Source organism: Methylophilus sp. 42 (assembly GCF_000384155.1).
Taxonomy (GTDB): domain Bacteria; phylum Pseudomonadota; class Gammaproteobacteria; order Burkholderiales; family Methylophilaceae; genus Methylophilus.
Genome location: NZ_KB913031.1, coordinates 1,582,448 through 1,596,487, shown reverse-complemented (window position 1 = coordinate 1,596,487; position 14,040 = coordinate 1,582,448). Strand labels below are relative to the sequence as shown.

General features: G+C 49.2%; 16 protein-coding genes and 1 tRNA gene. 10 read left to right on the top strand and 7 right to left on the bottom strand.

Annotation, left to right across the window (positions count from 1 at the left end):
* Positions 1-51 precede the first annotated feature (51 nt).
* Positions 52-921: a prephenate dehydrogenase/arogenate dehydrogenase family protein gene (locus tag MET42_RS0107825; protein WP_232411389.1), complete on the top strand. Its 870-nt coding sequence runs from the start codon at positions 52-54 to the stop codon at positions 919-921.
* A 12-nt stretch (positions 922-933) separates the two neighbouring features.
* Positions 934-2,214, top strand: a complete 1,281-nt coding sequence (aroA, locus tag MET42_RS0107820) for a 3-phosphoshikimate 1-carboxyvinyltransferase (protein WP_019882328.1) — start codon at positions 934-936, stop codon at positions 2,212-2,214.
* Positions 2,215-2,219: 5 nt separating this feature from the next.
* Here aroA and MET42_RS0107815 read toward each other — a convergent pair whose 3' ends face one another.
* On the bottom strand, positions 2,220-2,444 hold the full coding sequence (locus tag MET42_RS0107815) for a DUF2061 domain-containing protein (protein WP_019882327.1): 225 nt from the start codon (positions 2,442-2,444) through the stop codon (positions 2,220-2,222).
* Positions 2,445-2,535: 91 nt separating this feature from the next.
* Between MET42_RS0107815 and cmk the strand changes: the two genes are divergently transcribed.
* The 6 genes from cmk (at position 2,536) to MET42_RS0107785 (ending at position 7,684) form a co-directional block, all read left to right on the top strand.
* Positions 2,536-3,213: a (d)CMP kinase gene (gene cmk / locus MET42_RS0107810; RefSeq protein ID WP_019882326.1), complete on the top strand. Its 678-nt coding sequence runs from the start codon at positions 2,536-2,538 to the stop codon at positions 3,211-3,213.
* A gap of 177 nt (positions 3,214-3,390) precedes the next feature.
* Positions 3,391-4,887, top strand: a complete 1,497-nt coding sequence (gene rpsA / locus MET42_RS0107805) for a 30S ribosomal protein S1 (RefSeq protein WP_024931252.1) — start codon at positions 3,391-3,393, stop codon at positions 4,885-4,887.
* Positions 4,888-4,901: 14 nt separating this feature from the next.
* Complete coding sequence (locus MET42_RS0107800; protein ID WP_018985241.1) at positions 4,902-5,189, top strand: integration host factor subunit beta; 288 nt, start codon at positions 4,902-4,904, stop codon at positions 5,187-5,189.
* A gap of 130 nt (positions 5,190-5,319) precedes the next feature.
* The gene (lapB, locus tag MET42_RS0107795; protein WP_019882323.1) at positions 5,320-6,549 is read left to right on the top strand and encodes a lipopolysaccharide assembly protein LapB; all 1,230 of its coding nucleotides are present in this window, start codon (positions 5,320-5,322) and stop codon (positions 6,547-6,549) included.
* A 30-nt stretch (positions 6,550-6,579) separates the two neighbouring features.
* Positions 6,580-7,275, top strand: a complete 696-nt coding sequence (pyrF, locus tag MET42_RS0107790; protein WP_019882321.1) for an orotidine-5'-phosphate decarboxylase — start codon at positions 6,580-6,582, stop codon at positions 7,273-7,275.
* Between the two features lie 109 nt (positions 7,276-7,384).
* On the top strand, positions 7,385-7,684 hold the full coding sequence (locus tag MET42_RS0107785) for a ComEA family DNA-binding protein (RefSeq protein WP_019882320.1): 300 nt from the start codon (positions 7,385-7,387) through the stop codon (positions 7,682-7,684).
* Positions 7,685-7,742: 58 nt separating this feature from the next.
* On the opposite strand, the gene MET42_RS0107780 is transcribed toward MET42_RS0107785, so the two are convergent.
* Positions 7,743-7,832: transfer RNA gene (locus MET42_RS0107780), tRNA-Ser, on the bottom strand.
* A gap of 323 nt (positions 7,833-8,155) precedes the next feature.
* Between MET42_RS0107780 and MET42_RS0107775 the strand changes: the two genes are divergently transcribed.
* Positions 8,156-9,676 (top strand): aldehyde dehydrogenase family protein, encoded by a 1,521-nt coding sequence (locus MET42_RS0107775; protein ID WP_019882319.1) that lies wholly within the window; start codon positions 8,156-8,158, stop codon positions 9,674-9,676.
* A 108-nt stretch (positions 9,677-9,784) separates the two neighbouring features.
* Positions 9,785-10,165 carry a DUF779 domain-containing protein gene (locus tag MET42_RS0107770; RefSeq protein ID WP_019882318.1) on the top strand — a complete coding sequence of 127 codons (381 nt, stop codon included), beginning with the start codon at positions 9,785-9,787 and terminating at the stop codon, positions 10,163-10,165.
* A gap of 51 nt (positions 10,166-10,216) precedes the next feature.
* Here MET42_RS0107770 and cheZ read toward each other — a convergent pair whose 3' ends face one another.
* From cheZ to MET42_RS0107745, 5 genes are all read right to left on the bottom strand, one after another.
* Positions 10,217-10,897 (bottom strand): protein phosphatase CheZ, encoded by a 681-nt coding sequence (gene cheZ, locus MET42_RS0107765; protein WP_019882317.1) that lies wholly within the window; start codon positions 10,895-10,897, stop codon positions 10,217-10,219.
* A gap of 2 nt (positions 10,898-10,899) precedes the next feature.
* Positions 10,900-11,298, bottom strand: coding sequence for a chemotaxis response regulator CheY (gene cheY, locus MET42_RS0107760; RefSeq protein ID WP_019882316.1), 399 nt, complete (start codon positions 11,296-11,298; stop codon positions 10,900-10,902).
* Positions 11,299-11,409: 111 nt separating this feature from the next.
* The gene (locus tag MET42_RS0107755) at positions 11,410-12,480 is read right to left on the bottom strand and encodes a chemotaxis response regulator protein-glutamate methylesterase (protein WP_019882315.1); all 1,071 of its coding nucleotides are present in this window, start codon (positions 12,478-12,480) and stop codon (positions 11,410-11,412) included.
* A 25-nt stretch (positions 12,481-12,505) separates the two neighbouring features.
* Positions 12,506-13,114, bottom strand: a complete 609-nt coding sequence (cheD, locus tag MET42_RS0107750; RefSeq protein WP_019882314.1) for a chemoreceptor glutamine deamidase CheD — start codon at positions 13,112-13,114, stop codon at positions 12,506-12,508.
* Positions 13,111-14,010, bottom strand: a complete 900-nt coding sequence (locus MET42_RS0107745; protein WP_019882313.1) for a CheR family methyltransferase — start codon at positions 14,008-14,010, stop codon at positions 13,111-13,113. The genes cheD and MET42_RS0107745 overlap by 4 nt, the downstream gene beginning before the upstream one ends.
* Between the last annotated feature and the right edge of the window lie 30 nt (positions 14,011-14,040).

Here is a 14,040-nt window from a genome sequence, read left to right as displayed (position 1 = left end):
GCTGGTGAACCAAACTTCGAGCGCATTTATATGACATGGTACAATTCGTTTATGTTCAAAAAAATTGTGATTTTCGGGGTAGGTTTGATCGGGGGCTCAGTGGCACTTGCGCTGAAAAAACAGCCCCACTCACCACAAATCACCGGCGTCGGTCGTTCTGGCCAGAGTTTACAAGAGGCGCTTCAACTTGGCTTGATTGACACGGTAGAAACCGATATCGGCAAGGCGTTACAAGGTGCCGACCTGGTATTGCTTGCAACGCCAGTTGCACAAACACCGCTTATTTTGCGTGCCATTTATCCACATTTAAGTGATACCACTGTCATTACAGATGCAGGCAGTACAAAATCCGACGTCATGGCTTATGCGAAGGCTGAGTTAGGCGATAAAGTCGGCCAGTTTGTCGGCGGCCACCCCATTGCCGGCGCTGAAAAGAGTGGCCCATCAGCCGCAATGGCAGATTTATATATCGGCAAAAACGTCATTCTGACACCCAATGCAGACACAGATGCTGACGCGCTCGCCAAAGTGACCACGCTGTGGCAACAATGTGGCGCCATCGTTTCGAGCATGACTGCGCAGGAACACGATAGTGTGTTTGCCGCAGTCAGCCATTTGCCGCATTTATTGGCGTTCGCCTTGGTAGAGGATCTGGCCAAACGCGATAACGCCGAATTACTGTTTAAATTTGCTGCCAGTGGTTTCCGTGACTTTACACGCATTGCGGGCAGTCATCCTGAAATGTGGCGCGATATTGCACTGGCCAACAAAGACGCATTATTACGCGAACTGAACGCTTACCAGCAAGCACTTAGCGAGATGACCAGCTTGCTGGAGCAAGGTAACGGCAATGCGCTACAAGCCCTGTTTGATCATGCTAGCCGTGCGCGCAACGACTGGGCCAAGTCTAAAACTCAATAATTAGTCTACATTATGGAACAACTGCATTTACCCGCTGCACACCAGGCACAAGGCGCGATTACGCTGCCAGGCTCCAAAAGCATCTCTAACCGCACCTTATTGCTGGCAGCACTTGCTGATGGCGTGACTGTCATTCGCGATTTATTGGCCTCAGACGACACGGCCAGGATGCTGGAAGCCTTAACGGCTTTAGGCGTTAAACTGGAAAACATTGGCGAAAATGCCTGGCAAGTCACCGGTTGTGGCGGCAATTTCCCCAACAAACAGGCAGATCTATTTTTAGGTAATGCTGGCACGGCGTTCAGGCCACTCACGGCTGCGCTGGCTTTTTCTGGCGGCGACTATCACTTGCACGGCATTGCGCGCATGCACGAACGCCCGATCGGCGATCTGGTCGATGCATTAAAGCAAGCCGGTGCCCAAGTGGCCTACTTGGCAAACGAGGGCTACCCTCCCCTGCAGATTTCCCCTGCCAAGCTGGATGTCAGCCAGGCGATCAAAATCCGCGGCGATGTATCCAGCCAATTTCTAACCGCGTTACTGATGGCACTGCCATTAACTGGTCAAGCGGCCAGCATTGAGGTCGTCGGCGAGCTGATTTCAAAACCTTATATTGAAATCACGCTTAACCTGATGCAGCGTTTTGGTGTCACCGTGCAACGTGATGGCTGGGAGCGTTTTCATATTCCGGCAGCGGCGCGTTATCAATCTCCGGGCGAGATTTATGTTGAAGGCGATGCTTCAAGCGCCTCTTACTTTATTGCAGCAGGCATTTTGGCTGGCGATGTCACCGTTAACGGCGTTGGCGAGCAGAGTATCCAGGGCGACATCCGCTTTGCAGAAGCCGCTAACCTGATGGGCGGCCGTATCAGCTACGGCGAAAACCATGTGCGCGCCGAAAAAACACCCTCATTAAAAGCGATTGACCTCGATTGTAACCATATCCCGGATGCTGCCATGACATTGGGTGTAATGGCGATGTTTGCCCAAGGTACAACTACTTTACGCAATATCGCCAGCTGGCGCGTCAAGGAAACAGACCGTATTGCTGCCATGGCCACAGAATTACGCAAAGTAGGCGCCACTGTCGTGGAAGGCGCTGATTACATTCAAGTCACGCCACCGGCACAACTGACGCCGAATGCAGTGATCGATACCTACGATGATCACCGCATGGCTATGTGTTTTTCACTGATCAGTCTGGCTGGTGTGCCGATTACCATTAATGATCCAAAGTGCGTGGGCAAGACGTTTCCAGAATACTTTAAAGTATTTGCCAGTATTGCGCGTTAAGCTGCTCAAGCCGCATACGCCCACTCATGCTCATCCGGCTCTGCCGGTGTAACATCATGGCCATGCTGGTGACGCTGCCAGGCACGCTCGTGAAAATAAAACACGACGGTATTACAAGCTGGCTCCACCAGTGCCATGAGCCCTCCCACTAGCATGCTGCCAGTCAGCAGATAGGCAACGGTAAAGGCAACGCTGAAATGCAGCATGGCGAATGAGGCGGTTTTAATCATGGTAGGCTCCTTGAATACAATGGTTACATGTTACAAAAGCGTAAAATCAAAATCCAATTCATTGTTTAAAAGCATTTGATAAGTAAAATTTATGACGAATATCTCTCTTCCTCCAGTCATCGCTATTGATGGCCCCTCCGCTTCTGGTAAAGGCAGCGTCGCCGAGCGCGTGGCCAAGCATTTTGGCTTCCACTACCTGGATTCCGGGGCCATTTACCGGCTGCTGGCTTATGCGGCCTATCAACACAACGTCGCCTGGTCTGATGCCAGTAAGCTGGCGGCGATTGCTGGCAAGTTGGATATCAGGTTCGAGAACGGTGAAGCCTATTTGAATGGCGAACAAGTCAGCGCCCATATCCGCACCGAGCAAATGGGCAAAGGCGCGTCTGAAGTGGCCGTGCATCCAGACGTACGCACCGCCCTGCTGCAAACACAGCGTAACTTCAGGCAAGCGCCGGGGCTGGTAGGCGATGGCCGCGACATTGGCTCGGTGATTTTCCCGGATGCCGGGTTGAAAATTTTCCTGACCGCGGCCGTCGAAACGCGCGCCAAACGCCGTTATGAGCAATTACTGCAACGCGGTGAAACTGCCGACTACGCACTTATTCTGGAAGATTTGCAACAGCGCGACTTACGCGATAGCCAGCGCGCTGCCGCCCCGTTGAAACAATTGCCAGATGCCATTTTGCTTGATACAACAGACAAGAATATCGAACAAGCCGTGAACATCATTATCGAAGCCTTTAAAAAAGCCAGCCAAACAGCATAAAAAACCGCATAAGTCATTGAACTCAATAATTTTTTTGTGTATAGTTTTGGATTCGGATTGCTCAAGTCATGCTTGGGCAATATTTTTTAACCTTTTCCATTGTTTGCGCACCTGCGTGACAGTGGCTCGCTGAAGGATGTCTGTCGTTCATGCGAGTAAAAATTGGACAATTTTTTAATGGCTTCTATTTCTAATACATCCTCTTCCATGGAATCTTTTGCAGCCCTCTTCGAAGAAAGCCTGGCTCGCCAGGAAATGCGCGCAGGTGAAGTGATCACCGCCGAAGTAGTTTCTGTAGACAATGATTTCGTTATCGTTAACGCTGGCCTGAAATCCGAGAGCGTGATCAACGCTAGCGAATTTAAAAATGCTCAAGGCGAGCTGGAAGTTGCCGTTGGCGACTTCGTTAAAGTAGCGATCGAAAAGCTGGAAGATGGTTTTGGTTCTACACAACTGTCTCGCGAAAAAGCGAAGAAAATGCAAGCATGGCTGGATCTGGAAGAAGCCATGAACGAAGGCCGCGTGGTCAAAGGTTTTGTCAGCAGCCGTGTTAAAGGCGGTCTGCGTGTTTCTGTCAGCGGCATCATGGCATTCTTGCCAGGTTCACTGGTAGACATTCGTCCAGTAAAAGATACTACTCCTTACGAAAACAAAGAGTGGGACTTCAAAGTCATCAAACTGGACCGTAAGCGTAACAACATCGTGGTTTCCCGCCGCGCAGTGATGGAAGACACCCTGGGTGCCGACCGTGAAGCACTGTTGGGCAGCCTGACTGAAGGCGCAGTGATCAAAGGTATCGTTAAAAACATCACCGACTACGGCGCGTTCGTGGATCTGGGTGGTATCGATGGCCTGTTGCACATCACTGACCTGGCATGGCGCCGTGTGAAGCACCCATCTGAAGTGCTGACCGTTGGTGAAGAAGTTGAAGCCAAGATCCTGAAATTCGACCAAGAGAAAAACCGTGTTTCTCTGGGCATCAAACAATTGGGCGACGATCCATGGGTGGCATTGAGCCGCCGTTACCCAGTAGGCACACGCCTGTTCGGTAAAGTATCTAACCTGACCGACTACGGCGCGTTTGTTGAAGTGGAACCAGGCATCGAAGGTTTGGTACACGTGTCTGAGATGGACTGGACTAACAAGAACATCCACCCGGGCAAAATCGCTCAATTGGGCGACGAAGTTGAAGTCATGATCCTGGAAATCGACGAAGACCGTCGTCGTTTGTCACTGGGTATGAAACAGTGCAAACCAAACCCATGGGATGATTTCGCTGCAACGCACGCTAAAGGCGACAAAGTATCTGGCCAAATCAAGTCTATTACTGACTTTGGCGTATTTATCGGTCTGCCAGGCGGCATCGATGGCTTGGTTCACTTGTCTGACCTGTCCTGGACACAGTCCGGTGAAGAAGCGATCCGCAACTTCAAAAAGGGTGACGAGCTGCAAGCAGTTATCCTGGGCATTGACGTTGAGAAAGAGCGTATCTCTCTGGGCGTGAAACAATTGACCGAAGATCCTAGCGGCAACAGCGCTCCGATTGGTGACGACAAATCTGGCAAACCAAAAGCCAAGAAAGCAAAAGCTGACGATGTAATGATCGACGAAGCTTCTGCTGGCACAACCAACTTGGGTGCTTTGTTGAAAGCCAAGCTGGACAGCAAAAAGTAAGAAGGTTTTAGATCATGACAAGATCTGAACTGATAGACTTGCTTGCCCAGCGCTTTCCGCAATTAGTGCTTAAAGATGCCGAGTTATCCGTCAAAACCATCCTCGATGCGATGACGGAAAACCTGGCGACGGGTGAGCGTATCGAAATACGCGGTTTTGGCAGCTTTAGCCTCAACTACCGCCCGCCTCGTCTGGGACGTAACCCGAAAACTGGTACAAAAGTACAAGTTCCGGCCAAGTACGTGCCGCACTTTAAAGCGGGTAAAGAGCTGCGTGACCGCGTAGACGCTATCGAATCTTAATTTTTTGATTAAGTAGTAAGCAAAAAACGGTATCTTCGGATACCGTTTTTTTTACCTGTGATCAACGCTATTCATAGCGCATCGACCACTGCTTGGGTAAAATAAAGCCTGACCTGAAAAGAGACTTCCTATGCTGGTTGAATTTGAATATTGGTGGCTATTGATTCTGCCGCTGTTTTTTACGCTGGGCTGGATTGCCGCCCGTGTCGATATCAAGCAATTGATTGCTGAGTCCACCTCACTGCCAGCCACCTATTTTAAAGGCCTCAATCTGTTGATTGCAGACCAGTATCACAAAGCGGTAGATGCGTTTAGTGAAGCGCTCTATCTCAACAAAGACTCCCTCGAACTGCACTTTGTGCTTGGTAGCCTGTTCCGCCGCACCGGTGAAACCGACCGCGCTATTCACCTGCATATGAATTTGCTCGAAAATTATGAGCTGACCGAGCAGCAATCGACCTCAATCAAGGTCGAGCTCGCACAGGATTACTTTAAAGCCGGTTTGTATGACCGCGCTGAAGAGATTTTCAAAACCTTGCGTCATACTCGCTATGAACAAGCCGCCTTGCGCCATTTGCTTGAAATCTATGTCAAAGAGCGCGAGTGGTCACAAGCCATTGCCATTGCTATAGAGTTGGAACGCTCTTCTGGCATTTCTTACCGCAAAGAGGTCGCACAATATTACTGTGAACTGGCTGCCAATGCCATGATTCGCCAGGATTGGGCACATGCCAAAACACAGCTGGAACAAGCGCTGGACGCTAATAAAAACTGTGTACGCGCCAATGTGTTGCTAGGTGACATCGCCGCGCAGCAAGGCCACCATACAGACGCCATCGCGCTCTGGAAGCGCATTGAAATGCAGGCACCGGAACACTTGGGCCTTGTGGCGCAAAAAATGCTCAAAAGCTACTCACTGCTTTATGGCGAAAGTGACGCTGAATCCAACAAGATAAGCAAAGGTCTCAGCGAAGGCCTGAACCAATTACATCAATACCTGGAAACCTATCAAATCAGCAGCATGATGTCCGTACTCTATGAAGCGACCCTGCAAGCAGAAGGCGCTGACAAAGCCGCCAAACTGGCGCGTAATGAGTTGATTCGCAAACCCAGCCTGAAATCACTGGACCAGCTATTGCAAGCGCGTGCCATGCTGGAGGACGAACAGCACGACTTGCAACTGATGCAACAGACCGTGCGCAATGCTATTGGTGACCGCGCCGCATACTATTGCGACCAGTGCGGTTTCCGCGCCAAGCAATATCACTGGCAATGCCCGGCCTGTAACGCCTGGGAATCACTGCCACCAGAGCCGACTGAGGCGACCATCAGAGATATCAAACTGCTCAAACGCAAGTAGCTTTCATTAACCGGAACACATTCACCACCTATGACTGATAGCAAAATTATTGTCGCCCTGGACTACGCAGATGCTGCGTCTGCCACCGCCCTCGTCGACCGCCTGGACCCAACACTCTGCAAACTCAAAGTCGGCAAAGAGTTATTTACGGCCGCCGGTCCGGCGTTTGTGGAGTCACTGGTCAAACGCGAATACGATGTTTTTCTGGATTTAAAATTCCACGATATTCCCAATACTGTCGCCAAAGCCTGTCAGGCAGCGGCCAACCTTGGCGTCTGGATGTTAAATGTCCATGCCAGTGGCGGCTTACCCATGATGCAAGCGGCACGTGAAGGCATAGACAAAGCCTTTGGCGGCAATGCTCCCCTGTTAATTGCCGTCACTGTATTAACCAGCATGGATGAAGCCACCTTGCATAGCCTGGGCATACAACGTTCTTTAAATGAACATGTGCTAGCACTGGCCACCATGACACAACAAGCGGGTTTGAATGGCGTGGTCTGCTCGGCACAAGAGGCGCAGATGCTTAAAGAGGCTTTAGGTGCTGCTTTCTGCCTCGTGACGCCTGGCATTCGCCCACGCGACGCAAGCCAGGATGATCAAACCAGAATCGTCACACCAGAACACGCATTAACACTAGGCGCACACTACCTGGTGATTGGTCGCCCCATTACACAAGCGCCTGACCCGCTTGTTGCGCTAAACACGATAATTAAAAATATTTAATACAAATTAACAATATTGAGCCGCGCGTGCATTTGTATCTATAGCGAGTCAGTACAATAAAAAACAGGCCATTGAGCCTGTTTTTTATTTTTGACCCTACGGAGGATATATGAAGCAAACCATACTGGCTTATTTAATGTATTTCATTCTGTTACCAGCCGCTTATGCCGTTGTCGATATCAATACCGCCAGCCAGGCCGAATTAGAAAGCCTGAATGGCATCGGCCCCGCAAAAGCACAAGCCATCATTGAATATCGCAAAAAGAGCGGCGGTTTTAAATCTGTAGATGAATTGGATCAGGTCCCAGGCATTGGCCAGGCAACATTAGCTAACCTGAAAAAAGATGTCAGCATTAGCGGCAAAAAGACACTCCCCACGGAAACGCTTAAAAGCGATAAAAAGAAATAGCACTGCGAGATAATACCTCTGAAAACAAAAAAGCACCCCGAGGGGTGCTTTTTATATTTGGCGGAGAGAGAGGGATTCGAACCCTCGATAGAGTTGCCCCTATGCCACCTTTCCAGGGTGGTGACTTAAACCGCTCATCCATCTCTCCGAAAGAAGGCGCGATTATAGCCCATAAAACTCGTCGCCGCCAAACAATTTAATCGATTATTTTCATGTGAATACCCACACAAACTGGCCATGAAACAGTGTGTGATAACCGCACTCTTCTATCTTATAAATCATAAAAAAGTTATCTGAAAAGGCTTGCTTTTGTCACTATGAAGGTTTAATGTTTAGCACACAAACAGACGCCTAAGCCTTGTAAAATAAGGTGTTAACGGATGTTTATCGCGATATCTAGTTGCGATTTGATGTAAGCGGTTTGGAGAGCAGTTCTGCTACGACACTAATACAAAAAGTACAGGAGTAACTATGAGTTTGGACCTTTTAAAAGCGATGGGTGTAAAAGTCCCATACAAAGCCAAGTATGACAACTTTATCGGTGGCAAATGGGTAGCACCGGTTAAAGGTGAGTATTTTGATGCGATTTCACCAATTACCGGCAAGCCATATACCCAAGCTGCACGCTCCAGTGCTGAAGATGTGGAACTGGCGCTGGATGCTGCACACGCAGCGGCGGACAAATGGGGCAAAACCTCAGTGGTTGAACGTTCTAACTTATTGTTGAAAATTGCCGACCGCATTGAGCAGAACCTTGAGCTGATTGCGACTGCAGAAACTGTAGATAACGGCAAACCTATCCGCGAAACACTGAATGCCGACATTCCATTGGCCGCAGACCACTTCCGCTACTTTGCCGGTGCTTTGCGCGCACAAGAAGGCAGCATCAGTGAGCTGGATGAAAATACCGTGGCTTACCACTTCCACGAGCCACTGGGCGTTGTCGGTCAAATTATTCCTTGGAACTTCCCTATCTTGATGGCCGCCTGGAAACTGGCACCAGCCGTTGCAGCGGGTAACGTGGTGGTCATGAAACCGGCAGAGTTCACGCCTATCAGCTTGCTGATCTTGATGGAAGTCATTGCAGATTTGCTGCCACCTGGGGTGATCAACGTCGTCAACGGTTTTGGCCGCGAAGTGGGCGCACCATTGTCTACCAGCAAGCGTATCGCCAAAATCGCCTTTACTGGCTCTACGGCCACTGGCCGCTACATTGCACAAGCCGCGGCGAGCAACCTTATCCCGGCAACCCTGGAATTGGGCGGTAAATCGCCTAACGTATTCTTTGAAGACATCATGGCAGCTGACGATGACTTCCTGGATAAAGCCGTTGAAGGCCTGGTGTTGTTTGCCTTTAACCAGGGCGAAGTCTGTACTTGCCCTTCCCGTGCATTGATTCAAGAATCCATTTACGACAAGTTTATGGAACGTGTATTGCCACGCGTAGCGGCCATCAAGCAAGGTAACCCGCTGGATCCAAACACCATGATCGGCGCACAAGCCTCCCAGGATCAAGTGAACAAGATCTTGTCTTACATGGACATTGGTCGCCAGGAAGGCGCGCAACTACTGTGTGGCGGTGAGCGTAATGTGTTGGGAGGCGATTTGGCAGAAGGCTACTATGTCAAGCCAACACTGTTCAAAGGCCACAATAAAATGCGTATCTTCCAGGAAGAAATTTTTGGGCCGGTATTGGCAGTGACGACATTTAAAGACGAAGCAGAAGCCTTGAGCATTGCTAACGACACCATCTTTGGCCTGGGTTCAGGGGTATGGACGCGTGATGGCAGCCGTGCTTACCGCATGGGTCGTGGTATTAAGGCTGGCCGTGTATGGACCAACTGTTACCATGCGTATCCAGCGCATGCGGCATTTGGTGGCTACAAAGAGTCTGGCATCGGCCGTGAAACGCACAAAATGATGTTGGATCACTACCAGCAAACTAAAAACATGCTGGTCAGCTACAGCCCGAAAAAATTAGGATTCTTCTAATTGCCGGGTGAGTGGCTGACGCATATCAAGGCCTAGAAAAAGGAGCGAATTTTTCGCTCCTTTTTTTATCTATAATCACATCATGTAAACATTAAAGGGGGAAGAGTAATGACAGAGCGTGTTTCTGCAACACCGTCCGCAGTGGCGCTGATTGAGCAACTCACCGCACAACATGGCCCTATCGTGTTTTTTCAGTCTGGTGGCTGCTGTGAAGGTAGCGGGCCTATGTGCCTACCAGCCGCAGAGTTCCGGCCTAGTCCGGCAGACGTCAAGCTGGGTGAGTTACCAGGCGGCGCTATTTTTTACATGAGCGATAGCCATTTCAGCTTCATGCACAGCACGCATACCATTCTGGATGCCATGCCGGGTTCCAGTGGTTCTTTTTCGCTCGATTGTGGTAGCGGTATGGCTTTTATTACGCGCGGCCGCTTGTATTCCGATGACGAATTAGCCGCACTTCAGCCAGAGCAGCGCATTGGATTTCAATAAATAAAAAAGGCATCGTGAGATGCCTTTTTTGTAGTCCATCGTCTGTAGCACTTAAAAGCCAAGGCTGTCCAATAGGTCATCCACCTGCTCCTGGTTAGCCACGACGTCGACGGTATTATGCGGATCGATTTGCGGGCCATTCAGCAATGAATCATCATCTTTTTTGACTGGCGGTGCAAAGTCCACCAGCACTTGCACCAATTGTCTTTCCAGGTCTTGTGCCAGGGTAGTGACCTTTTTAATCACCTGGCCGGTCAGATCCTGGAAGTCCTGCGCCATCATAATATCCATCAACAACGATTTAGTCGTGGTGGTATGCTCGTTAGCCAGTGATAAATAAGCGAATGTTTCTTGCACCACGGCATCATATTCTGATTTCAGCGATGCGCGTTGCATTACCTCTTCCCAGCGCTGTTTTAACGCCGTCGCACGGTCTGCCAATTCAGACTGCAGCGGTGTCGCCTGGTCTGTGGCATTCAACACACGCTCTGCGGCCTGCTCTGTCATTTTTGCGACATAACTCAGGCGGTCACGCGCATCAGGAATTTCCTGAGCCACCTGCTCCAGCACCTTGTCGTAGCCCAATCCGCTCAAATTGTCATGCAATGAGCGTGTCATGTGGCCAATACGGCTGATCATTTCTTCTTGTTGATTTCCGTTCAGCTCTTGCATCATGGTGGAAGCAATGTCCACGACAAGATTGTCCTGATTCGGATTGACAGCTTCGGTCATGGTTACACCTCGCCTTTTTCCAATTTTTCAAAGATTTTGGATAATTTCTCTTCCAGGGTAGCGGCCGTAAATGGTTTCACCACATAACCATTGGCTTTCGCTTGTGCCGCCGCAATAATGTTTTCTTTCTTCGCTTCGGCCGTGACCATCAATACCGGCAGCTTGGATAATTTGTTGTCTGCACGAATATTCTGCAACATGGTTAAACCATCCATGTTCGGCATATTCCAGTCAGAAACCACAAACTCAAAATCACCATTACGCAATTTGTTCAATGCATCCGCGCCATCTTCGGCCTCTTCCACATTGTTATAACCCAACTCCTTGAGCAGGTTACGTACGATTCTACGCATGGTGGAAAAGTCGTCCACTACCAGAAATTTTGTATTAGGGTTGCCCATTTGTTACTCCACTATCATTAGTTACCTATCCCGTAGCATTGATTATCTGATATGTGACGCACAATGCTATTGTCGATAAAACCGGGAATTGTCTGTTTGTTCACCACTACGTTAAACACGCAGGGCACGTTCACTATTAGTAGCTAAATAATGTAGCACCATTCGTGGTAGGTCTTTCAAATGACCCACCTCATGGACGCCACCGTGCGCGACTGCCTCGCGCGGCATGCCATACACTACACAGCTTTCTTCATTTTGCGAGAAATTATAGGCGCCAGCATTTTTCATGCGCAGCATCCCTGCCGCCCCATCCTTGCCCATGCCGGTCAGGATAATCCCCACTGCGTTCTTACCCGCATTGGTCGCTGCAGAATCAAACAATACATCGACCGAAGGCTTATGTCTATTGACGGGCTCACTGTCTGACAGCTTGGTCACATAGTTCGCGCCGCTTCTGCCCAATAACAGATGCTTATCACCTGGTGCAATATAGGCATGGCCGGGCAGCACACGTTCACCATCTACCGCCTCTTTAACCGCAATTTTGCACAAGGTATTTAAGCGCTCGGCAAAAGACTTAGTAAACCCTGCCGGCATATGCTGGGTAATCAAAATACCCGGACAATCAGATGGCATTTGCATCAACACTGACTTAATCGCCTCTGTACCGCCGGTAGATGCGCCAATAATCAATAATTTTTCACTACTGATGAGTGGGTTACGGATCGCATTTTGCTGCACCTGTGTATTAGAGGCTTTGGCAATGCTTTGCAAGGTACTGACCTTCGCTCTGGAGGCCGTACGGATTTTGTCTGTAATTTCATCAGCATACTGTTGCATGCCTTGCGAAATCCCCATTTTAGGCTTGGTCACAAAATCTGTTGCACCCAGTTCCAACGCACGCAATGTGATCTCTGAGCCCTTTTCAGTCAGCGTAGAGACCATCAACACTGGCATCGGGCGCAAACGCATGAGCTTTTCCAGAAAATCCAGGCCGTCCATACGTGGCATTTCCACATCCAGCGTCAGCACGTCCGGATTCAGTTGCTTGATCATTTCTCGCGCAACCAGCGGATCCGGGGCAGTGCCCACCACTTCCAGATCCTTGGTGTCATTGATAATTTCGCTCAGCAGACTGCGTATTAACGCAGAGTCATCAATGACGAGTACTTTTGTTTTCATGGCATGTCCTCTTTTTTAATTATTATTAAAACAAATCGATATCCCCACCCACATCGTTTGTCTGCAACTTGCTTGAGTAAGCTTGTTCGCGTTTGACCAATGTGTAGTTGTTCAGTTGTTTCAGCTTTTTAACCAATACCTTGCCGGTTTTTGGAAAAAAATAGACCTTGCGTGGATAAATATCCAGCAAGTCTTCGCCGGTCACTTTAATGCCCTCTTCCTTGAGATATTTTTTCACGAAGGCCGCATTGCGGTCACCGACGTTATTGGTGGTAAAGCTGCGCAAGACATTGCCGCCGCCAAAAATTTTGGCTTCGAGATTTTCACGCTTGGCGCCATTACGCAATAGCTGGTTAATCAACACCTCCATGGCATAAGTGCCATAACGCATAGATTCTGATACCGGGCTGTCTTTATCCGCACTGCCGCCTTCCGGCAACATGAAGTGGTTCATACCGCCAATGCCGGTCCGGCTGTCACGGATACAGGCAGACACACACGAGCCAAGCACGGTGACGATCAGCATGTCTTTATCGGTGTAGTAATACTCCCCTGGTGATATTTTGGCGGCGTTGGTGTTAAACGTCCTGTCAAAATACAGGGTGTTTGAAATTTCTTCTTGCATGACACTCATGTCGATTTCCGATGCGTAAACAGGCTGGAACGTGCCGCGCCACTGGTTTTTAATTTATAGACGGTTTTTCCTAACAGTTGCAGGTGATCGGAAACATATAAAAAGTTTTCCGAATGTCCGGCCAGCAACAAGCTGTCTTCATGCATGAGGGTGACAAACTTATCAATAATTTTGCCTTGTGTCGGCTTGTCAAAATAAATCATGACATTGCGACAAAAGATGATGTCAAAACCATCGTTAAATGGCCATTGCGTATCCAGCAAATTGAGCTGATGGAAATGAATCAACTCACGCAGGCCCTTCTTCATACGCACCAGGCCATCGTGCTTGCCGGTGCCTCTTTCAAAAAACTTGCGTACTCTGGCATCATCCATTTTCTTGATGCGATCCAGAGGGTAAACCCCAGCCGCGGCAGTTGCCAGCACATTGGTGTCAATGTCAGTGGCAATAATTTCAACCGGTGGCTTGAGTGTATTGAACGCTTCGCATGCAGTGATGGCGATCGAATAGGGTTCCTCCCCGGTCGATGCGGCTGAACACCAGATGCGGATCGGTTTTGCCAGCTTGCGTGCGGCAAGCTTGGTCAAATGTTCTGCTAATATCGGAAAGTGATGCTCTTCCCGAAAAAATGAGGTCAGATTCGTGGTCAGTGCATTGGTAAATGCCTGCCACTCATCTGCATTGTTATGTTTTTCCAACGTGTCGAGATACTGTTTGAAGCTGAGCATATCCAATGCACGCAAACGCCGACCAATACGGCTGTACACCATATCGGTCTTTGCATCGGATAATGAAATGCCTGCATGGCGATAAATCAGGCTTTTAATTCTGACGAAATCATCGCGCGTAAACAAAAACTCGCGCTCTTCCTGTTCTTGTTTTTTCAATGCACTCACTTCGTTATCCTATGCAAATCCGTTGGGTTA